Annotated in this window: 19 protein-coding genes; 13 read left to right on the forward strand and 6 right to left on the reverse strand. The window is 41.8% G+C overall.

Annotation, left to right across the window (positions count from 1 at the left end; all coding sequences use genetic code 11):
- Positions 1-4 precede the first annotated feature (4 nt).
- The 11 genes from HWQ38_RS15190 (at position 5) to HWQ38_RS15235 (ending at position 10281) form a co-directional block, all read left to right on the forward strand.
- Positions 5-274, forward strand: coding sequence for a potassium-transporting ATPase subunit F (locus HWQ38_RS15190; protein WP_292794847.1), 270 nt, complete (start codon positions 5-7; stop codon positions 272-274).
- Positions 274-912 (forward strand): K(+)-transporting ATPase subunit C, encoded by a 639-nt coding sequence (gene kdpC, locus HWQ38_RS15195; RefSeq protein ID WP_292794849.1) that lies wholly within the window; start codon positions 274-276, stop codon positions 910-912. Before HWQ38_RS15190 ends, kdpC begins: the two co-directional genes overlap by 1 nt.
- A 710-nt stretch (positions 913-1622) precedes the next feature.
- Positions 1623-1988, forward strand: coding sequence for a TrkA C-terminal domain-containing protein (locus tag HWQ38_RS15200; protein ID WP_292794851.1), 366 nt, complete (start codon positions 1623-1625; stop codon positions 1986-1988).
- Positions 1989-1992: 4 nt separating this feature from the next.
- A complete protein-coding gene (locus HWQ38_RS15205; protein ID WP_292794853.1) occupies positions 1993-2499 on the forward strand; it encodes a hypothetical protein in 507 nt (168 codons plus the stop codon).
- Between the two features lie 68 nt (positions 2500-2567).
- Positions 2568-2966, forward strand: a complete 399-nt coding sequence (locus tag HWQ38_RS15210; RefSeq protein WP_292794855.1) for a hypothetical protein — start codon at positions 2568-2570, stop codon at positions 2964-2966.
- 69 nt (positions 2967-3035) lie between these two features.
- A complete protein-coding gene (gene kdpA, locus HWQ38_RS15215; RefSeq protein ID WP_292794946.1) occupies positions 3036-4736 on the forward strand; it encodes a potassium-transporting ATPase subunit KdpA in 1701 nt (566 codons plus the stop codon).
- Between the two features lie 90 nt (positions 4737-4826).
- Positions 4827-5081, forward strand: a complete 255-nt coding sequence (locus HWQ38_RS15220) for a hypothetical protein (protein WP_292794947.1) — start codon at positions 4827-4829, stop codon at positions 5079-5081.
- A 115-nt stretch (positions 5082-5196) separates the two neighbouring features.
- Positions 5197-6657, forward strand: coding sequence for a hypothetical protein (locus tag HWQ38_RS15225; RefSeq protein ID WP_292794857.1), 1461 nt, complete (start codon positions 5197-5199; stop codon positions 6655-6657).
- Positions 6658-7118: 461 nt separating this feature from the next.
- The gene (gene pabB / locus HWQ38_RS15230; protein ID WP_292794859.1) at positions 7119-9284 is read left to right on the forward strand and encodes an aminodeoxychorismate synthase component I; all 2166 of its coding nucleotides are present in this window, start codon (positions 7119-7121) and stop codon (positions 9282-9284) included.
- Positions 9285-9617: 333 nt separating this feature from the next.
- Positions 9618-9755 carry a hypothetical protein gene (locus HWQ38_RS40455; RefSeq protein ID WP_366933296.1) on the forward strand — a complete coding sequence of 46 codons (138 nt, stop codon included), beginning with the start codon at positions 9618-9620 and terminating at the stop codon, positions 9753-9755.
- Positions 9718-10281, forward strand: a complete 564-nt coding sequence (locus tag HWQ38_RS15235; protein ID WP_292794861.1) for a dihydrofolate reductase family protein — start codon at positions 9718-9720, stop codon at positions 10279-10281. Before HWQ38_RS40455 ends, HWQ38_RS15235 begins: the two co-directional genes overlap by 38 nt.
- Before the next feature lie 87 nt (positions 10282-10368).
- On the opposite strand, the gene HWQ38_RS15240 is transcribed toward HWQ38_RS15235, so the two are convergent.
- The 5 genes from HWQ38_RS15240 to HWQ38_RS15260 all read right to left on the reverse strand — a co-directional run bounded on the left by HWQ38_RS15240 (position 10369) and on the right by HWQ38_RS15260 (position 16636).
- On the reverse strand, positions 10369-10674 hold the full coding sequence (locus tag HWQ38_RS15240; protein ID WP_292794863.1) for an AraC family transcriptional regulator: 306 nt from the start codon (positions 10672-10674) through the stop codon (positions 10369-10371).
- 452 nt (positions 10675-11126) lie between these two features.
- On the reverse strand, positions 11127-12629 hold the full coding sequence (locus tag HWQ38_RS15245) for an HlyD family efflux transporter periplasmic adaptor subunit (protein ID WP_292794865.1): 1503 nt from the start codon (positions 12627-12629) through the stop codon (positions 11127-11129).
- Positions 12630-12660: 31 nt separating this feature from the next.
- Positions 12661-14880: a peptidase domain-containing ABC transporter gene (locus HWQ38_RS15250; protein WP_292794867.1), complete on the reverse strand. Its 2220-nt coding sequence runs from the start codon at positions 14878-14880 to the stop codon at positions 12661-12663.
- Positions 14881-15062: 182 nt separating this feature from the next.
- Positions 15063-15419, reverse strand: a complete 357-nt coding sequence (locus HWQ38_RS15255; RefSeq protein WP_292794869.1) for a hypothetical protein — start codon at positions 15417-15419, stop codon at positions 15063-15065.
- Between the two features lie 863 nt (positions 15420-16282).
- A complete protein-coding gene (locus tag HWQ38_RS15260) occupies positions 16283-16636 on the reverse strand; it encodes a hypothetical protein (RefSeq protein ID WP_292794871.1) in 354 nt (117 codons plus the stop codon).
- A gap of 536 nt (positions 16637-17172) precedes the next feature.
- Here HWQ38_RS15260 and HWQ38_RS15265 point away from each other — a divergent pair.
- Positions 17173-18888 (forward strand): iron uptake porin, encoded by a 1716-nt coding sequence (locus HWQ38_RS15265; protein ID WP_292794872.1) that lies wholly within the window; start codon positions 17173-17175, stop codon positions 18886-18888.
- A 673-nt stretch (positions 18889-19561) separates the two neighbouring features.
- On the opposite strand, the gene HWQ38_RS15270 is transcribed toward HWQ38_RS15265, so the two are convergent.
- Positions 19562-20686 carry an aromatic acid exporter family protein gene (locus tag HWQ38_RS15270; RefSeq protein WP_292794874.1) on the reverse strand — a complete coding sequence of 375 codons (1125 nt, stop codon included), beginning with the start codon at positions 20684-20686 and terminating at the stop codon, positions 19562-19564.
- Positions 20687-20753: 67 nt separating this feature from the next.
- Here HWQ38_RS15270 and pip point away from each other — a divergent pair, with 67 nt between their 5' ends.
- The gene (pip, locus tag HWQ38_RS15275; RefSeq protein WP_292794950.1) at positions 20754-21701 is read left to right on the forward strand and encodes a prolyl aminopeptidase; all 948 of its coding nucleotides are present in this window, start codon (positions 20754-20756) and stop codon (positions 21699-21701) included.
- Positions 21702-21745: the final 44 nt, after the last annotated feature.

Below are 21745 nucleotides of genomic sequence, written 5' to 3' on the forward strand. Positions count from 1 at the left end.
TACTATGAAAGCCGTTCAGAACCGACGCACTATCGTTGCATCCCAAGTATTAGAAGAAATAACTGAAATCTGGTGTCAATGGCGTAGACAAAAGCTGCCACTGTATTTGTTCCTGGCAATGTGTTTCAATCTAGTGGTTGCACCTTTAGTCTATGCAGCCACTGGTGAACAACTTTCCCGCAGTCAATCTTGGGGATTGGGGCTGTTAGGACTGGTGACAGTAGGGCTTTCCATCTATTTATTTTTTGTAATGTTTGTACCGGAGAAATTCTAATGAGTTTTGCACGCGAAGCCAGCAGAGCTGTTCGTTCTACATTGGTACTCTGGATAATCGGCGCAATTATTTATCCTTTGGCGATGATTGCCATTGGGCAAACTGTGTTTCCGTTTCAAGCAAACGGTAGTCTTTTGAAAAATAGCGCCGGTCAAGTTGTCGGTTCTGCCTTAATTGGTCAACCTTTTACTAGCGATCGCTATTTTAACAGCCGTCCCAGCACCACCAGCTACAGCACAGCCGATCCCAAAAAAGATGATGCGGGAGTTTTGAAAACTGGGGTTTCTGGTGCTAGTAACTTGGCTCCCAGTAATCCCGCATTACTGGAACGCATCAAAGGTAAGGATGATCCAGATCCCACCAAAAAAATTGAAGGTGACTTGAATCGTCTGAAAAAAGCAGGTGTGCAACCGACTGGCGATCTACTCTATACCTCTGGTTCCAGCCTTGACCCCCATATTACCCCCGAAGCTGCGATCGCCCAAATTGCACGAGTAGCTAAGGCGCGAGGATTTCAGCCGAGCCAACTGGAAACTTTGATTGCTCAAAACACCGATGGTCGCTTTCTTGGCATCTTTGGTGAGCCTGGAGTGAATGTGTTGAAGCTGAATTTAGCTCTCGATCAGACTAAGAAATAAAGGCATGGCAAATAGCGAAAAGGGAGTTTTGCTGATTACTGCTACGCCTCCTATTCGGAATGCTTATCTATAGCAATCCTTAATGATTACTTAAAATCGGAAAGTTTAGATTCCCGACTTATTAAATAAGTCGGGGATTTTTTTGTTAACGAATAATTAAGTAGCGTAAGTCCTGATCGATATCAAAACCTCACCCCCAACCCCTCTCCTTAGTAAGGAGAGGGTAGAGAAAGCACAGGTTTATCGGTGTGAGGTTAAGCTGTATCTCACTGCTATATATAGGACTAGTATTTAATTTTTGAAATACACGTAGTGAACCCTTTAGGCTAAAATAGTGCATTAGACGTAGACGTAGGTTGGGTGGAGCAAAGCGCAACCCAACTGATTATCAGGATGTTGGGTTACGCAAAGCCTCCAACGCCACTTGCTACAACGCGGGAAACCCGCGCAACGCAGTGGCTCCCCAACCTACAATTTTTTTGCAACATTTTGGACTAGACAGTCCACTACAAGACTACCGAGATTTTTTCAGAAATCAAATATGATTCCTATATCAAAACTATATCTCTAAATATATGCCTCAAAAGGTAATAAATAAACATATATTTGATTTATTTAATACATTTTATATATCCTCAAAATATATCTAAAAAAAACATATTTTTTCTATAGAATATTGGACAATACTATTAGAGTTAAAAAATATTTTTGTGTTAAAAGACAAAAAAGCTTTAGAACCAAGCCTGTTTGGTGTTTTAATCCAAGTTAATAGTGTTTATTGTGGCATTCATTTAACTGAAATTCAATTACCCGATCAATGCGTTTTTCTAGGAATTTTACGAGAAAGTCAAGTCATTTCCGCAACAGACAATCCCGCAATTTTTGCTGGAGACTATATCTTAGCGATCGCAATCCATCCCATGATGGTTCCGGCTCTCAAAGTAACTCTCAAGAAAATTCATTCTGTTTACTATTCCCTCAACAGTTGCTTGCTGGAAGCTCGACCAACAGCCTGCCAATCTGTTGATTCAGATGATTCAGAAGTTCTAGCTAATTTCCCTTCCACATATTATTAGATAGATGAACATTTACTTCTTCTCTTATCATGCACCTGACCCGAAGATGATTAAAGATTTAGGTACTGCAATTACAACTCAATTTAAGGGCGAAATTAGCGATATTTACTCTAAAGGCAATCTGATATTTTTTACCGAAACTCTGTTTCTGGGTGGGCAAAGAATTAGAGCCAGCCATACTATTCCCACAGAATCGATTGTGATTGTTGAAGCTCCACCCATATTACAAGGGGATTGGTTAGCAGCAGAAGTTTCTACACTTTTGGTTACTAATATGAAGCCAGAAACTACGGCTTGGGGTGCCGTTGTCCTCAACTATTGCGGATTAATTAAGATTCATCAGATTAAAGTTATCACCTCTCCTTGGAGCAGCCACACCGAGACTGAGGCAGATAGTGATCAGGTAACAAGTAAAGAAAAGTTGCAACTAACTAATTCTTCTGGTTTATTTTCAATAGCAAATATCTTCAAAAACTGGGGATGGAAACCAAGCAAAGCTGTATCTCGCTAGTTTCTAAAGATGTTCAATTGGAGATGACCTTTATTAAATGTGAGTTCGACTAACTAAAGGTTTTTAATATGCATATTTCGGACTTTTTCCGACTTGATGTATCAGCCCAAAAAAGTGTTCATCAGTCCACCCTAATTGAAGCAATCGTACCTAAGACAACAGTTAATTATCCAAAACCACAGCAGGGAGACATTCCCTTTGTAGCAGTGTTTTTGGCTCACATTTCCTTCATGATTGTTTGGGGAATTGTCGTTTTTATCGTTTCATCTGCCTCGAAATCGGTACAAGATGCAGCCCAAAATGCGGTACAAGATAAAGACGAAATACTAAGCATCAAAGATTTACAGCAACAACCCTGTAAAAACTGCCAATTTTTTAACAACAACAACTATCTAAAGTGTGCAGTACACCCTTCCACTGCTCTAACTAAAGAAGCACTAAATTGCTCTGATTATATGTCTAAATAGAGTTCTTCTACCTATAATAGGTGAGTTTCCCGCTACACCTATAGCGATCGCTTTATGCCAATCCCCAGTATGCTCCAAGGCTTTGTGCAAATCTTTCTCACCCTATTCTTGGTTGTGGTGTCAGTACCAATACTAGGACGCTACCTAGCTGAAGTCTTTTTGATGCAAAGAACCTGGCTCGATCCAGTGATCAACCCATTGGAGCGTTTAATTTATCTCCTCATTGGTATTGAACCGCAAGAGAGCATGACTGGAAGAGAATATGCGATCGCTGTCCTACTCAGCAATACAGCAATGGCAGTTTTAGCCCTGTTGCTGCTGGTATTTCAGAGTTCACTACCGTTGAATCCTACTAATTTAGGAATGCCCACTTGGGATACAGCATTACACACCACCATTTCTTTTTTGGTTGCGGCAGATTTACAACACTATGTCCCAGAAAGCACAATGTCCTACCTGAGCCAGATCACAGCCTTGGGCTTCTTAATGTTTGTTGCACCTGCTACGGGATTAGCGGTGGGAATTGCCTTCGTTCGTGCCTTAACAGGTAGACCTTTGGGCAACTTTTATGTAGATTTGACTCGCTCGATGACGCGAGTGCTGCTACCCTTGGCTATTGTGAGTACGGTGTTGTTGATCTGGGGTGGTGTACCCGAAACCCTTGCTGGGCCTGTAAATATTACCACATTAGAGGGAGCAACTCAGGCGATCGCTCGTGGCCCGATTGCCCACTTTGAAAGCATCAAAATGCTAGGTGAGAACGGTGGAGCCTTCTTTGGTGGCAACTCTGCTCATCCTTTTGAAAATCCCAATGGCGGCACCAATTTGCTACAAGTGGTGGCAATGTTGCTGGTTCCCACAGCATTACTTCATACCTACGGTATCTTCATCGGTAACTTAAAACAGAGTCGCCTACTGTTCTGGATGGTGTTCACCATTTTTGTAGTCTTAATTGGTGTGACTGCCGTAGGTGAATATCAGGGCAATCCCGCCGTCAATGCCCTGTTGGGTAGTCAGCAGCCCAATTTGGAGGGTAAAGAAGTCCGGTTGGGCTGGGCGGAAACTGCGTTATTCGCCATCACTACAACAGCAACTATGACTGGTTCTGCTAACGGTATGTTCGACTCGTTAATGCCGTCTGGTGGATTTTGTGCTTTGCTCAACCTGTTTTTGCAAGTGATCTGGGGAGCGATGGGCACTGGTGCCGCTTCTTTGGTCGTGTATATGTTTTTGGCAGTGTTCCTGACTGGCTTAATGGTGGGACGAACGCCAGAGTTTTTGGGACGAAAAATCGAGAAATGGGAAATTACCCTAGCAAGTGTAATTATTCTGATCCATCCGCTATTGATTTTGCTGCCCAGTGGTATTACCCTAGCTTTTCCTGACCAACTTTCAGGCATGAGTAATCCTGGCTTTCACGGGTTTACACAAGTGATTTATGAGTATGCATCGGCAGCGGCCGGCAACGGTTCCGGTTTTGAAGGCTTGGCAGATACCCAACCCGCCCCCACTGCTTTGTGGTGGAACCTGACAACAGCATTTACCCTCTGGATGGGACGGTTTATTCCGATCATTGTTTTGTTACTGCTAGTAGATAGTCTGTCATCCAAGCAATCTGTACCTCCCTCAAGGGCAACCCTAAGTACAGATACCAAATTATTTACCAGCGTGACTGCCGCCACTATTTTGATTTTGGGAGCATTGACATTTTTTCCGGTTTTGGTTTTAGGGCCTGTTGCTGAAGCCTTCCAAATCGCCATCGGAAAATAGCACAATTACAGCACTCCGATAACCTTTGACTAATTCCTAATTCGTAATTTTTTGAGTTAAAAAACTAGGTTTTTGATCATGAGTAAATTAATGGCACAGTCCAATTATGAAGATAAAAATAGCTTTCTCTACCCTCGCAGTAGCTACTACGGTGAATTTAAGCCAAAGAACTTAGTATTTAACGCCAATCTCCAAGAATTTGCTCAAAAAGTTGGCTACATCAGTAGTTTAGAAACGGCTGGAAAACTATCTCCTGAAGAAGCTTTCGGTAAAATTGAAGTCCTCTGGAAAGAGTTGGAGCGTAGTAAAAATAAGCTGGCAATCGGTAACGATGTATCAGTTTAATTGAGTTGAATAATCTTGATGGAAGTGCAATAACAGCGATGCAGTGATTAGTAAGCTGATAACATTTAAACATTTGAAGTGTTGAAACTTCATTTTATAAACCTGAACAGATTTTATGAAACAAAAAGAGACGATATTTGTTATTCCGACTCATCGATTGAGAGATGTAGCACAGACCATCGAAAAATATGATGAGAATTTCTGGGCAAATGGTCATGCTTTAAAAATTATTGTATTTGATGATTCCAGCATTGCCAACCACGAGAAATATTACCCAATTTTAGAACAGACTAAGACTGTCAATGACCTGTTTTATGTCGGACCCCAACAGAAAGAGGAATTTATTACATTTTTAAATGAAAGACTGCGCGATAAGAAACTAGAATCATTAGTCAAAAACTTATTCCGACCTAGTTATGGAGGAAATCGCAACTTCACACTGATGTATACCCTTGGTCATTTAATGGTTAGTGCAGATGACGATATGCGACCAGATGCATTAATTGAAACTAGCCCAGAATCTTTAACAGGCGATGAAATATGTCGAGGTAAATTAATCAAGTCAAATCAGCAAGGCGGCTACATCCATAAATCTTTTGACTTACTCACAGCTTTTAGTGATGTTCTAGGTCAAAAAGCCTGCCATGTACCGGAAAACTTCGAGGCTGGAGAATTGGTTGTTGATACAGCAATGGATTTAGAAACCAATACGACTAAGGGTTACTTTCGGGAAAATAGTCTCTTATTACAACAGGGAAGAGTATTGAATAATGCGATCGTCAAGATTGCCCAGACTTTTCGCACAGGAACTAATGATATCGATACACTTGATTTTATTCAAATGTATCTCAATGATGAAAACCAAATAAGTCCAAATGACCTAAATGATTTTTATATTCTTACGAATTTTCGACCTGTTATTACTAACAAAAACTGGAGAATGGATTGTGGAGTCGCTGGATATGATAATCAGCTAGGTTTACCACCATTTTTTCCAACTAGGCTGAGGTTTGAAGATTATATTTACAGGATTTGGATACAGCAAGAGGGGATTGTGGCTGCACACGTTGATGCTGTCCAAAACCATATAAGAAATAACTATATGCGTAATCCTCTGGCTAGTGAACTCTTTAATGAGGAAATATGTAGCCTGCTGAAAAAGAAGATTAAAAGCAGTGTTTATCATCTTGATGACCTGGGAATCAAGTTTGATTACTCTGGCGAGGTAACGTTGCTAGACTCGGAAGAAATCCTGGAAAAAATCTCTGCTATCCACAGCCAAGTAGTCAAAGCTTCAATGTCTACCCAGAATGAAGAACGTAAGCAGTCCATGCAATTTTTTGCTGAGAACTTATCGAGAGCATTTTATGGGTTTGAACCAGACTTTTTTCAGCAAAATGTTTCCAGAATTATCGATGATGTCATTAGCCAATTTCACGGTTCTCTAGAAATATGGCCAACTCTAGTGGAAATCTGTTACTTTTACAAAGATAAAAAAGATTTACCGCAAATCAGGGTTAAGAATAAGAAGGTAAAGTCTAGAAATGGCACAAAATCGAGCGAAATTATTGTATAAATGTGACCTTTGGCAAACAAGCCATCTGCAAGACTTTACGATTCTTCATCCCCAAAAATTTTCTTAGACATATAGCAATCCTATTTAATTCAGATCCCCGACTTCTTCAAGAAGTCGGGGATCTTGTTTCTTACGAATGATTCAGGATTGCCATAGCATACATTAAATAAAAAATAACGAATCACAGAGGAGCGGAGGACACCGAGAGAAGGAAGAAATGCTTAACTGAACTGTATTGCCTTATGTTAGGATATTTGACATACACTAGGAACAAGATTAACCAAAAAAATCTGGAAATAGTCATTGAGAAGTACCTGCAAAACCAGAATCAATAACTGCCAAGTGCATGACAGCATCATTTATTAACATAGATAGAACCAAAAAAATTAAAGTAGCAGATAACTTATCTAGGTGCTATTCTAAGCGTAAAAACGTTCTATGTAGTAGTTAATTTAGTATGTATGCAAACATTAATTATTGATAACTATGACTCTTATACTTTTAATCTTTACCAGATGATTGCCGAGGTAAATGGGGAACTACCTCTGGTAATTCGTAATGATCAGCTTAACTGGGATGAATTGAAAAAAATTGCATTTGACAACATTGTGATTTCACCTGGCCCCGGTCGTCCAGAAAGGTCAGAAGATTTTGGAGTCTGCCGACAGATAATTGAGAATGTGAATGTGCCTTTGCTGGGAGTTTGTCTGGGACATCAAGGACTTGGCTATCTACATGGTGGAAGAGTGATTCATGCACCGGAAGTTCGACACGGTAGACTCAGTAAAATTTATCATAATAATTCCAAATTATTCCAAGGCATTCCCAGTCAGTTTTCTGTGGTGCGCTATCACTCCTTGATAATTGCGGATGAATTACCTGAGTGCCTAGAAAAAATTGCTTGGACTGAGGAAGGATTGGTGATGGGATTGCGTCATCGACATCTACCTTTTTGGGGTGTGCAGTTTCACCCAGAGTCTATCTGTACAGAATATGGACAAACATTACTAGAAAACTTTAGAGATATCACGCTGCAATTTATAGATAAATCGTCAAGAAGTTCAGAAAAGCGGTATTGGACTGGATATGGATTTATTGCTCCTCCTATTGATGAACCTTGCCAAGAAGAGGAAGAGAAGTTTGAAGTTCATAGCCGCAAACTGGATATTTGCCCGAACACAGAACAAATATTTGTCCATTTATTTCGGCAAGCAACAAATGCCTTTTGGTTGGACAGTAGCCGCGTGGAATCCGGTTTATCTCGCTTCTCGTTTATGGGCGATGGGAACGGGGAAAACAGCCTCTTGGTACGCTACCATACCCAAACCCAAGAACTGACGATCGCACATTCAGATTGTGTTACCTATCGCCGCGAAAGTATTTTCGAGTATCTCAAACGAGAAATTCACCTCCGAAGTTGCCAAGCTGATGATTTACCATTTGATTTTAACTGTGGATTTGTGGGCTATTTTGGCTATGAACTCAAGGCATCTGGATCGTCATTGGTACATTCTTCACCATTACCAGATGCAATTTTCTTATTTGCCGATCGCATGATTGCCATCGATCATCAAGAACAGTGTGTTTATTTGCTGCAATTAATCAAAAAAGGACAAACACAACAGTTAGAAACTTGGTTTGATACTATCCAACAACAACTCGAAACTCTGACTCCTCTTTCTCCCCTTGTACCTCAAGGAAATAGTCAGCCAGTCAAGTTTCATTTAAGTCGTACTTACCAGACTTACATTAATGATATTCACCATTGCTTAGAGGAAATTTATGAAGGGGAAACCTATCAAGTTTGCCTCACAAATCAGCTTTATACTGATATAACCCCCGATCCATTAACGTTCTACCGGACATTACGTAGGCTCAATCCAGCCCCCTATGCGGCATTTTTGCGCTTTGGTGAGATTGCGATCGCCTGCTCATCTCCAGAACGATTTCTGCGGATTGATCAGCAGGGTTGGGTAGAAACTAAGCCGATTAAGGGAACCCTGAGACGCGGAAAACTCCCTGAAGAAGATTTTATCCTCAAAGAACAGCTACGCAACAGCGAAAAAGATAGGGCTGAGAATCTGATGATTGTCGATCTATTACGCAATGATTTGGGACGAGTTTGTGAAGTCGGTAGCATTCACGTACCGAAGTTAATGGATGTAGAAACCTATGCAACGATGCATCAATTGGTAACAACTGTACGTGGGCATTTGCGGCCAGATTTAACAGCAATAGATTGCGTGCAGGCTTCATTTCCCGGAGGCTCGATGACAGGTGCGCCCAAACTCAGAACCATGCAAATTATTGATCGATTGGAACAAGAAGCGCGGGGAGTATATTCAGGAGCGATCGGCTTTTTGGGATTGAATGGTTCAGCCGATTTAAATATTGTGATTCGCACTGCTGTTCTGACTCCTAATCAAACTTCTATTGGTATTGGTGGCGGAATTGTGGCACTTTCCGAGCCGGAGATAGAGTTTCAAGAAACGCTGCTGAAAGCGGAAGCCTTAATTCATGCGATCGTTCTCACAATGCACGGGACATTTGAGCCAGACAGGTATGATATTGTAGGAGTAAAATCAAAGACTACGGATAGTTGTAAACCTATTGCAAAAATACTTTAACCGCCAGTAACTTAAGTCACTGGCTAATAGCATACCTCATACCAATTTGAAAAAAGAATGCGACACATGGTAAATGTTATAGAGAGGTAGCATCTAGGGTAGGGTGAGTAATAGTAGGGGTAACACATATCGATATCGAAGAAAGTGTCAAAGAACTCGAGGCGTTGGTACGTCAACAGAATAATGCACGACGTTAAAGTTCGGTTACAAGCGCTTTACATGATTAAAAATCAAGGTATGAGTGTGTGTGCGTAGCTTGCCGCCGTACCACTTCCCTACGGGACGCTGCGCGAACGTGGAAGCAAGCTACGCGAAGCGTCTCGTAGAGAAGGCATCGCTAAAATACTTGGGAAGCATCGAAGCACGGTGCAGCGGTGGCTAGCAGATTTCAGAGCGTATGGCAGACGTCGCGGTTTCACAGCAAGGAGTTTGAATGAGGAAACTTATCGCAGACCTATTCGTGTCGCTTGACGGCTTTGCATCAGGTGCTGATGAGAAGGCGTACTTTGGATACGACGGCCCTGACCTCTCAAGCTGGATACAAAGGGAAATAAGCCAGCCACAGGTCATACTTATGGGACGCAACACATATGTGATTCTCGCTGGATATTCAGCCACAGCCACTGACTCGGCTAGTGTCCGAATGCGGGAGTTGCCCAAGTTAGTCTTTTCAAATTCTCTCGATGAGCTGCTCACTTGGAGTAACACCAAAGTGATTGCGGGCAACTTAGAGCAGCAGATTCGTCTACTCAAACAACAGACTGGAGATCCAATCCGTATCTTCGGTAGCCTTCAATTGGTAAAGGGCTTGATGCAACTTGGTCTCGTTGATCGGTTGCGACTACTGGTCTTCCCATTAATTCTTGGAGATGCTGGACTGGAGCCAATATATGCCGGGTTTCAGAGAACTGCGCTCCATCTCGCCGAGACGCAAACTCTTGATTCGAGACTCATCCTCCTTGAGTACGAACCCGAAAATGATATCACTAGAGACTGATATAGATTCAGTGTCGAAGGAATTTTGTCACCGTGTTCAGGATCGCCTAACAAATCCCTTGCTTTGCATTTTATTTAATCCACGTTCCTAAGCGCGGAACTGGCTGGGTGAAACACCAAAATGGCGCTTGAAATGGCGGTTAAGGCGGCATTTGAGTAAATACTGATGTGGTGTTAACCCGGTCGATTGTTTAAACAAACGGCTAAAGTAATAAGGACTCATCTGCACCATTTCAGCCATAATCATCAGGCTAGGATTCTGCGCCGAATGCTGGTGAATATATTCAGTCACTTGTCCTAATCGAGCCTGTGATAATCCATCAGAATAGCTTGCAATTTTGGGCTTTTGGGTCAAGTAGTGCTGTAGTAAATGAGCAGAAAGTGCAGTTGCCATTGACTCGGTGTAGAGGCGATCGCAGACATTCTCAGACTCAAGATTTACTTTTAGAGCAATCCCAATTTGATAAATTAACGGGTCATTTAACTTGAACCAATTTTTGAAATGAATTCGTCGCTGGCAGCATCAAGTATTAACGGCTGTTCTGTAGTCATGATTCTTCTACTGGCTGTTGAAATCTTACCAAATTAAACAAATACTTGGGTTACAAATAGCACTCCTTCTTACCCATTGATATCTATCTGGAGTTAGGATTGTGCAACGTTTGCTCGCAAAAAATTCTCCGCATCCCTACTCACAACTCTGCGGAATAGCTTGATATCACAATACTCCAGACAGTTTTAAGTTGAGTCAATATTTAATTTCGCTAGATGTCTAATTATTTGCTAATAATTTACCCTGAGTATTTTATGGTTTTGAACCCGACTTTTTTCAGCAAAACGAAAACATTAGAAATCTGCAATTAGTCGCGCCTTCCTGAGGAAGAATTGCAATACAGTCTCTTCACGGGAAATGATATCAACCTTACCCTCCATTCCTAATTGAATGTGACACTGATTTTTACCTTTACCTAAAATCAGATTTTCCGGTTCAATTGTCACTTCGTAGTAACTGCCAGCCGTTGGAGCTTGCCGACTAACAGACGTGTCATTAGATGAATTGCTATTATTCTTTTGAGGAGTAATTGCATCTGGAGAAATCGCTTCGACTTTGCCCTTGAGCGTACCATAATCGGGGTAAGGACAAGCGCTGACCCGCATTTGGACTTTTTGACCAATTTTTAACTTATTCTTATCTTCAGATGCCACTGCTGCTTTTAAAACCTGAGCGACATCGCTAGGAACAATTTGCACCACTTCCTCGCCAGCCCGGAGAGTTTGACCGGAGTTTCGGAGATTAAGTTGAGAAATAATCCCATCAGCAGTAGCTGTAATCGTGGTTTGACTTAAGTCGGTTTCTATTTGTTTAAGTTCGCTGGTATCCCGTTCTAGCTGTTTCTCAAGTTCAATTTTTTGTTTAACTAGGGCTTGGCGATCCTTTTCTAAAGTTGCTTTGTTGCTTTCTCCTGTGGCTTTTTCTTGGGCAATTCGCTCGGTAGCAATAGCAACACCAGCATTACTGGGGTTGAGCGCAGTTTTGGCACGTTCCCGTCTTGCTACAGTAGCGGATAGTGCTTGTTCTAAGCGTTCAATCGTTTGTTTTTGGGCTGCAACAACGCCTCTTTGCCCTTCCACTGATTGTTCTTGCTGTTTCACAAGCAGTTGGGCTTCTTCAAATTGGTCTCTAGATAGGGCACCAACTGCGGCTACGGTCTGATAACGGTTTTCTTTGGATGTAGCTGCACCCAAAGCTGCTTCGGAGGCACGGAGATTTGCTTGTGCTGTTTTTAGCTGTTCCTTACCTACCTGCAATTCTCTTTGAGAAATTCTGATATTGGCATCAGCTTCTTCTAACTCGGAAACAGTAGTAATTTTTTTGTCTTGATATTCTCGGTAGCGACCGCTCAATTCGGCTTCGGCACCTGTAATAATCCGGTGAATGCGGTCGGTTTCGGCGCGAATCTGGCTGTTAAAGGCTTGAATCTGGGCATAGGTTTGCACCAGTTGTAATTTACCTTGTTGGATATTAGTTTGCAGTTGACTTTTTTTAGTTTGCAGACGGGAATCGTCAATGGTTGCGATCGCATCTCCCTTTTTCACAACTTGATTTTGTTTGACATAAATCTGCATTACTTGACCTTCGGTTGTGGCTTGCACAACCCGCAATTCACCGATGGGACGAACAACCGCCTGTCCTTTGACTGTGACTTTATATTTAGCGATCGCCGCAACCGGAATTGCTAAACTGAGAATGCCCAGGATAATCATCCCACCAAAGGTAGTCCAACGACTAAGTGGTGGTAAAAATTCGTTTGTTTGAATTGGGGATACAAAATCTGTCTTGCTAACCATACTTTAGTGCAGTATTAAAGAAAAATATAATTTAATTAATAGTAGCAGGCTTGTTGTTAAGGTAGGAACCAGAAGTTGCGATCGCTAAATCATTTTTTGATGTCACAATATCATCTAAGAAATTTAAATGCTCGCCTTTGATTTGACGCAACTCTTCTGGTGTACCTTGAATTTGTAAGCGTCCTTGTTCAAGCATTACAATCCAATCGGCTCGCTGGATGACTTTTGGTCGGTGACTAATCATAATAGTAGTTTTACCCCGGCGATGATAAAGCAATTGATCTAAAACTTGTGCTTCGCTTACCGAGTCGAGGGCACTTGTCGATTCATCTAAAATCAGAATCGGGGGTTGAGTAACTATTGCCCTAGCGATGGCTAACCTTTGCCGTTGTCCCCCAGAAATATTCGCACCAAATTCTCCTAAAATAGTTTGATATTTATCCGGTAGTTTGCTGATAAACTCATCTGCACCAGCAATCTGACAAGCTTCGACAATACTTTCAAAACTCATATCAGGATAGCTAAACCGGAAATTATCGATAATTGAACGACTCCAAAAATGTGGTTCTTGGGGAATTAACACTATTTGTTGTCGCAGACATTCTAAAGACAAGTCTTGCTGGTTGTAAAGACCATAACGAATATTACCGGACTGGCTTTTGTATAAACCAGTAATTAATTTCGCTAGGCTACTCTTCCCGCACCCAGATTTACCAATTAAAGCAATTACTTGACTACCGCGAATAGTTAGGGAAAAATCTGACAAGAGATCAACTCTACCTGCATGATGGAAGTTGAGTTGAGTACAAGTAATCTCTGCATCCCCAGGAATTTCTGCCCAAGGCTTTTTAAAATCATTTTCATCTTCTGGAGTAGCATCAATCACTTCTGTTAAGCGTTGAATGACTATTTGAGCGGTAATAAATTCATCAAGTAAGCCAATGGCAGAACTTAGAAAGCCGAGAAAGTTACCACTCAGTCCGTTATACGCAATTAATTGCCCGATACTTAGAGTCTGATTAATTACTAAGCTGCTACCTATCCAGAGGATGCCAATATTAATGAAAGTGGAAAGAACACCGACGATGGTACTGCTGTAAAGTCCTAATTTCATCGTACTCCAAGCCAAGTTAGCCAGTCGACCGTAATTCGCCTGGTACTCTTCCCAAGCTTGGGGTGTGGCTTGAGTAGTTTTTAAGACTTGGACACCACGAAAGGTTTCCACCAGAAAGCCTTGATTTTCTGTACCCGAAACAATCATATTCCGGGTTTTCTGGCGGATAGCTGGTAAAAACAGCAAACTAACAGCCGTAATCACCAGAAAAGCGGCGATGGAAGCGAGAGTCAGTTCCCAGCTGTAGAACAGCATTAAAGCTAAGGAAACTAAAGCAATAAAAAATTGGCTGGGTAAACCGAGGACAATTTGAGAAACAAGATTATTGATGGCATGAACATCAGAAATCCGGCTAACAACTTCTCCACTGCGTCGGGCTTCAAAGTACGAAAGAGGCAAATGTAAGAGTTTGCGTCCATATTCCAGAATTAGCCCTAATTGTAATCTTTGCCCAAAGTGACCAATTAGATGAGATTGCACTAAACCAATCACACTTCTAATCAGGTTCATGGTTATCACCCCAATTGCTACAGTCGTTAGCAGTTGGGTATCTCCTCGCACTAACACATCATCCGTCAGCAGTTGCATCATAAACGGAGTCGCCAAAGAAAGAATTCCAATGGCGATGTTGATCGCGATCGCTTGGGCAATAATAAAACGATAGGGGTAAATTCTTTGGATATAACGCCCAATACCAGCGATTTTATCAGACTCTTGGTGATAAAAGCGACTGTCATCAGGACTCAGAAGTAACATCACGCCATTACCCCAACCCGCCATTAACTCTTGTAGCGTCAGATAGCGAATGCCAAGACCAGGGTCGACAATTACGTATTTTTTGCCTTTTTGACCGTATAACACTACCCAGTGGTTGCCTTTCCAGTGAATAATCGCTGGTAGGCAGATTTGGTGTAATTGTTCGATGAGTTGGGGAGTAGCTTTGACTTGGCGGGCATTAAATCCCAGTGTTTCCGCTCCCCGCTTCAAGCCCAATAAGGACGTACCTCGTGAACCGGTACTTACTGCTTCTCGGACGCGGTTGAGGGTAAAGGTGCGTCCGTAATGTTTGGCGATTGTGGCAATGCAAGCAGCACCACAGTCTTCTTCACTTTGTTGAAGAACAATCTGGTATTTCATTTTCAAGTGCAATTATTGGGGAGAAAATTAAGTCGGGTCAAATGACCCGACTTAATTGAGCCTTTGGCTTGTCAGTTCAGACTTTTGACAGCTTGGCTGACGCGCTAAAAAGTCATTGCGCTTGCCTCGTAACCCATTTGCAATCTGTTTGAGAGATTCAAAACAGTAAATCTGCTTCAAATTTACCCAACTTTATACAGTTCTATGTCGTATGGATTGCCCTTAGTGGAGTTGTTGTCTCGGAAGGCATATACTCCCCCATTGGCCAAATTGTATGTTTTATATTGTGTGTAGCCATTTCGACCGTCAGCGTCAAATTTAATAATTCCTCCGCTGTAGGCAGTCCATATAGCATCACCAGAATAAGGTTTTGAGGCATACCCTGGTGATTTTGTACCATCGAGATAGTAGGAGACATTGTATTTGGTTTGGTTTTTAACCTCAAACACCTCGTATCCACCAGTAATTGTTTCCCCAGCTTGTTCGTCAAGTTCTTCGACCAAACCCAAGCCTTGGAAGATGTCTTGATTGTTTGACATGATTTTTCTCCTTAATTTAAATTGAGTTAAGGCAGAGATATTTGCATAAATCTTGCCTGACGTCATTGGTAGATAGTTGAGATACAGCAGAATTCAGAATTCAGAAGTAAAACAGCCTTTAAGACTTAGGTTGTGTACTTCATCAATTTAAATTCATTGAAAGCGGCGGGAAACTCCATCCCCTCCCTACGGGACGCTGCGCGAACGTGGGTGGAGAGGGATAGCACTTCGGCCGCGCTCAGTGACCACCGCCTTGCCGATGAGCGTCATTAGTCAAAAGTCATTGGTCATTTGTACTAATGACTAATGACTAATGACTAATCACTAAAAACTCCATCCCCTTGTGGGTAGAGTTTTTTATCTGTATTATGTAGTATTTCATGAAATTAATCGAAAGATTGTTAAGAAAAAATAAATTTAACAGTCAAATCATGCAGAGCTAAGTAGTAAGACTTACGCATCATATATGTGTATTATATACAATTTGGGCTTTTGAGCTATGCGTAACACTTAAAACAGTAAATATGCGATTAAATCAGCGTTGCAGTCAGCACCGGAAATGTGCATTTTTTATAACCCATATTATGGTCATTTTGTACAGTGTGTAAGTCATAAAATTCATAGATTTTTTTAAAATTTAACAATCAAATCATCCAGAGCTAAGTAGCCTTCTTTTATTACTCTCATGAGAAAATATTGGTGAGAAAATTAAGTCGGGTTATTTGCCCCGACTTAATTGAGTGTTTGGCTTGTCAGTTCAGACTTTTGACAGCTTGGCTGACGCGCTAAAAAGTTATTGCCCTGGCCTCATAACCCATTTGCAGTATGTTTGAGAGATTCAAAAGAGTAAATCTGCTTCAAATTTACCCAACCCTATAGAGGTCTATATCGTATGGATTACCAGGAGTCCTTGTGTTGTATTGAAACTCATATGTTGCCCCATCGGCCAAATTGTATGATTTGTTCTGCACATAGTTGTTTCTACCGTCAGCGTCAAATTTAATGATTCCTCCGCCATAGGCAGTCCATACAGAAGAAGCTCCCGGTTTTGCAAACTGTGCGAGAGTTTTTGTACCATCGACACTGTAGGAGACATTGTATCGCGTTGTGTTTGTAACGATAAAGACCTCATATCCGCCAGTAATTGTTTCACTAGCTTGTTCGTCAAGTTCTTCGACCAAACCCAAGCCTTGTAAGATGTCTTGATTTTTTGACATGATTTTTCTCCTTTTTAAATTTAGTTAAGGCAGAGATATTTGCATAAATATTGCCTTACCTCATTGGTACGCGGTCAGTAATGTTACTTTTGGCAATGAGCTATAGATTAAATTAGAAGTTAAGGTTACACATCGACCTTTTGTGCTTGTTTGCATGCAGTTTTGACACCTGGAGAATGCACGAATGCGATCGCCTAATTGCAGAAAACTGCATAATGAAAAAATATTCGCTGTGCTGAATAAAAAAGCAATACTTCGGCAAGCTCAGTAACCATAATCGGACTGAGCATCAAATCAGTTCCGACTACTGAGTGCTGAGTAGGAAGATTTATAACTAGTACTTCTTACTCAGGACGAGCTAAACCCTAGCTATCCAGTACTCAGCACTCCTGAAGATTCTTCATCCAGAAAAATTTTGTGAGACATATCTTAGTTGACTGCAATCTGGTAAGATTTCCAACAAGTAGAAAAACTGCTTGTTCTCTTTTTCTTGAACCCAGGTATTTCGGGTATTTTTTGGGAAAGGAAAATCAAAAATGTCTCATCTATTGTGGAAAACTCTGGTACTAACTCCAGTAGTTTTGGGAGTGACGGTGTTGCTTTCTACTAGGGCTATGGCTGCTAAAGTAGCAGGCTCTTCTGAAGATACAAAGGCATCAATAGCTTCTGCTGCTTCAGTATTCATTCAAACAGAGCAACCAAAAGTTAATCAGCAGTTGGTTGCCCAAAAGACTGATGATAATAACATTTTAGAAAAGGTTAACCGCTACACCAGCGAAGGCAAGAACCAGAATTCACTCTCTCAAGTTACGTCAGTTTCTCAGTTTTCTGATGTACAGCCGACTGACTGGGCATTCCAAGCTTTGCAATCCCTGGTTGAACGCTACGGGTGTATTGCTGGATACCCCGATAGCACTTACCGTGGCAACCGAGCATTAACCCGTTATGAATTTGCCGCAGGTTTGAATGCTTGTTTAAATCGAGTTAATGAACTGATTGCGACATCAACTGCTGGCTTGGTGTCAAAACAGGATTTGACGACCCTCCAGCGTTTGCAAGAGGAATTCTCGGCAGAATTAGGAACTCTGCGTGGTCGAGTAGATGCTGTAGAAGCACGAACTGCAGAACTTGAAGCAAATCAGTTTTCTACTACAACCAAGCTAGTTGGTGAAGCAATTTTTACTGTCAGCGACAACTTTGGCAACAACAACAACAACAACAATACTGTTTTCCAAGACAGGGTGCGTTTAGACTTGCAAACCAGCTTCACAGGTAAAGATACTTTGCATACTAGGCTGGCAGCTGGTAATGCAAATCTTTTGGGTTTACCAAATGGCACATTTGAAGGAACTCAAACCATTAGCGTCTCTCCTACTACCAACAACGGTGTTGCTATAGACTGGTTGGCCTATTACTTCCCCATTGGCAACTCCCAAGTTTATATAGCTGCTAGTGGAGGTATTCAGAGCGATTACGTTCCTACCGTCAACCCATACTTTGAAGATTATGATGGCGGTAACGGTGCTTTGTCTACCTTTGCTTCTGAAAGCCCAATCTATCGGATTGGCGGCGGTGCTGGTATCGGCGTTAACTTAGCCTTTGGTAGTGGTGGCGGTGGCTTTGAACCTTCATTAACCTTGGGTTACTTAGCATCTCAAGCGAATAACCCTGGTCTAAATACGGGTTTATTGGAGGGGAACTATGCTGCTTTAGGACAGTTGAACTTAAAAATAGGCGATCGCATCACCTTAGCTGCAACTTACGTCCACGGTTATCATAATGGTGGTACTGTTTTATTCGATGCAGGCTCCGCGAGTACAACAACTGGTATAGTCGGTACTGCACAAGCTAACTTTGTCGGTGCTGGCAATCCATATTCAAGTAATTCCTACGGTTTGGAGGCTGCTTTTAAACCTAGTGACAAACTTTCGATTAGTGGCTTTGCGCTTTACAGTCAGATCACAGGCGTTGGTGCTAATGATGATAGTGAAGTTTGGAGTTATGGACTTGGGGTAGCCCTGCCCGACTTCGGTAAGAAGGGCAACGTTTTAGGACTTTTCGCAGGTATTGAACCTTATGTTGGAGGTAACACTGGTGATGAACCATACCACTTTGAAGGTTTCTATAAGTTTCGTGTAAGCGACAACATTTCTATTACTCCTGGGGTAATTTGGTTAACCAATCCTGGTCAACTTCCTGGCAACAACGATGATGCAATCATTGGTACGCTGAGAACAACTTTCACCTTCTAAAGGTTTACCGAAGAAGAATTCAGAATTCAGAATTCAGGAGCCGGAATGGATTCTGACTCCTGAATAGAGAATCGAGGTTTAGAGCAAGCGATTTTAATCGTGATTTTAATCGTGATTTTAATAGGACTTACGCAGAAGAGATCCCCCAACCCCCTTAAAAAGGGGGCTTGTAAGATTCCCCCCTTTTTAAGGGGGGCTAGGGGGGATCAAACTTTCAAGTTTTCAGTGCGTAAGTCCTATTTAAGAAAAAAATCGTGACTTTAAGAAAAAAATCATGATTTTAAGAAAAAAATCGTGACTTTAAGAAAAAAGTCGTGATTTTAAGAAAAAAGTCGTGATTTTAAGAAAAAAATCATGATTTTAAGAAAAAAATCGTGATTTTAAGACGCAAAGCTTGGATATAAGACGCAATGAGTTGAAAAAGCAACGCTAGGGCATCTAAAATCGGAAATATTCAGATAAATCTCAATTTTTTAACTTAATTGCCATAATGCATAGCCAGACTACGAAACTTAAAAAGCAATGGTAATTTGTGGGGTGGGCAACATGAGCGCCTTTCTATACGGGCGCTCATGTTGCCCACCCCACAAGATTGGGTAATTTATTTGTTGGAAGTCCCTTAAGTTGACACCAATGAGCATTGCTGTGCCCCTGCATGGTCTATTTACTATTTTTATTTGGTAATCAGCGTACCTGCCATTTTTTGCAGTTTTCTGCCCACCTCTTCCATCGTGTAAAAGAATGTGAAAAACCGGAGTATCTCATCCATTGGATAATCTTGCTGTTTAATTTCTTCCAAGCGATTTAATTGCTCAGTGGCATTGGTGATTGCAACTTCCATTCCTGACAAAGATAAACTAGATTGGTGCAATTTCACAGCTGTTGCGAGGGTGAGCATTGCACTTTTAGTTTCTAGTGCCAGTTGGGTAATTTGAGGTGAAAGAATTTGCCAGAAAGTATCCTGCTGTCTAGCAAGTACGGTATGTTCCATTGTCAAGATGTGTTCCCAAATCCTGCGGATGAGAAACTCCCAGGCTTCATTCACCCGTTTTTCTGGCGGTTCGTTTGTCTGTCCCTGTCTGACTTCCTGCCATAGCGATCGCCCCTTGGTGAGTGAACTAATGATACTGATTTTCAACTTATCCACACGGGGGCGATCGTAGTTTCCTGTAAAGGCAGAGTCCACAACCAACTCATAAAACTGCTCCAAATCAGTTAACGTTTGCGACAAATTACGCCTCAGTTCGACTCCAGCCGAAGCAGGAAAAATAAAGTTGTTTACCAACAGTGCGACACCAATACCCAAGAGGGTTTCGAGCAACCTGCCCCAGGCGTACAGCCAAGGAGATTGGCTGTGACTCAAAATGACGATCGCTGACACATACCCCGCCAATTTTGCCGCCTCATTGAATTTCCAATAAGAAGTCAGAAAGATCGTCAAAAATACACTGATTCCCAGTGACCAGAAATTGGTACCCAATGCAACCGCAAAGATGGCTCCACCGATGGCACCAATCACAGTGCCAATTATTCGTTGAATTCCTAGTAACAAAGTGCTGCCATGAGTAGATGACATCACAATGATCGCGGCGATCGCTGCATAAAAAGGATACTCCCATCGTAACGCCTGAGCAACTTCAAAAGAAATTGCCGATGCGATCGCCATTTTGAATGCCATCTTAGCTAGTACAATTGTTGAGATTCCATGCGGAGTAGCAGCCCAAGTTTTCAATGCTGTGATCATTCTCATCTGAGGCGATCGCCCTTTAGGTGGAAGGCCATTGGAGGGTTGTATCATGAATATCGGGTTTATTTGATTTATGCAAGCGATCGCAATCACAACATTACGTGATAAAATATCGAAAATGCGAGAACTTTATCCAGCGATCAAACCTTATCTAGAAGGTAGTTTACAGGTTTCCAACCTTCATACGATTCATTTTGAAGAGTCAGGGAACCCGCAAGGTCAACCCATCGTTTTGCTGCATGGGGGACCGGGTGGCGGATGTCCAGCTTTTTATCGGCAATATTTCCATCCAGAAAAATGGCGGTTAGTGATGTTTGATCAGCGCGGTTGTGGTCAAAGTACGCCCCATGCAGAATTACGAGAAAACACCACTTGGGATTTAGTTAGTGATATCGAAAAACTGCGCCAACATTTAGGTATAGAAAAGTGGGCGGTCTTCGGTGGTAGTTGGGGTAGCACTTTATCATTAGCCTACAGTCAAACCCATCCTTCTCGATGCACGGGACTAATTCTGCGTGGGATCTTCATGCTCAGACAAAAAGAGTTGCGCTGGTTCTACCAAGAGGGTGCTAGCTATATTTTTCCTGATGCTTGGGAAGAATATTTAAAACCGATTCCCATAGATGAACGTGATGATCTGATCGCAGCATATTACAAACGCTTGACCAGTCCAGATTTAGAAATTCAATTAACAGCAGCGCGTGCTTGGTCAATTTGGGAAGGTAGTACAAGTAGACTTTTCTTAGATCCAGAACTCATGCAAAAGTTTGGCGAGAGTGAATTTGCTTCAGCTTTCGCACGTATTGAATGCCATTATTTTATGAATCAGGGATTTTTGGAAACAGAAGATCAATTACTCTTAAATGTACACCGTATCCGCCATATTCCGGCTGTAATTGTTCAGGGACGCTATGATGTAGTCTGCCCAATGATATCAGCTTGGGAATTACATCGCGCTTGGCCGGAAGCCGAATTTATAGTGGTTCCTGATGCCGGGCATTCGATGAGTGAACCAGGAATTCGTAGTGCTTTGATTGAAGCAACAGATAATATTAAATTCGGTTGAATATTTAAATTTCTATAGCCTTTCCCAATCATATAAGGTACATC

It is taken from the genome of Nostoc sp. NMS7 (assembly GCF_017115085.1).
Classification (GTDB): domain Bacteria; phylum Cyanobacteriota; class Cyanobacteriia; order Cyanobacteriales; family Nostocaceae; genus Nostoc.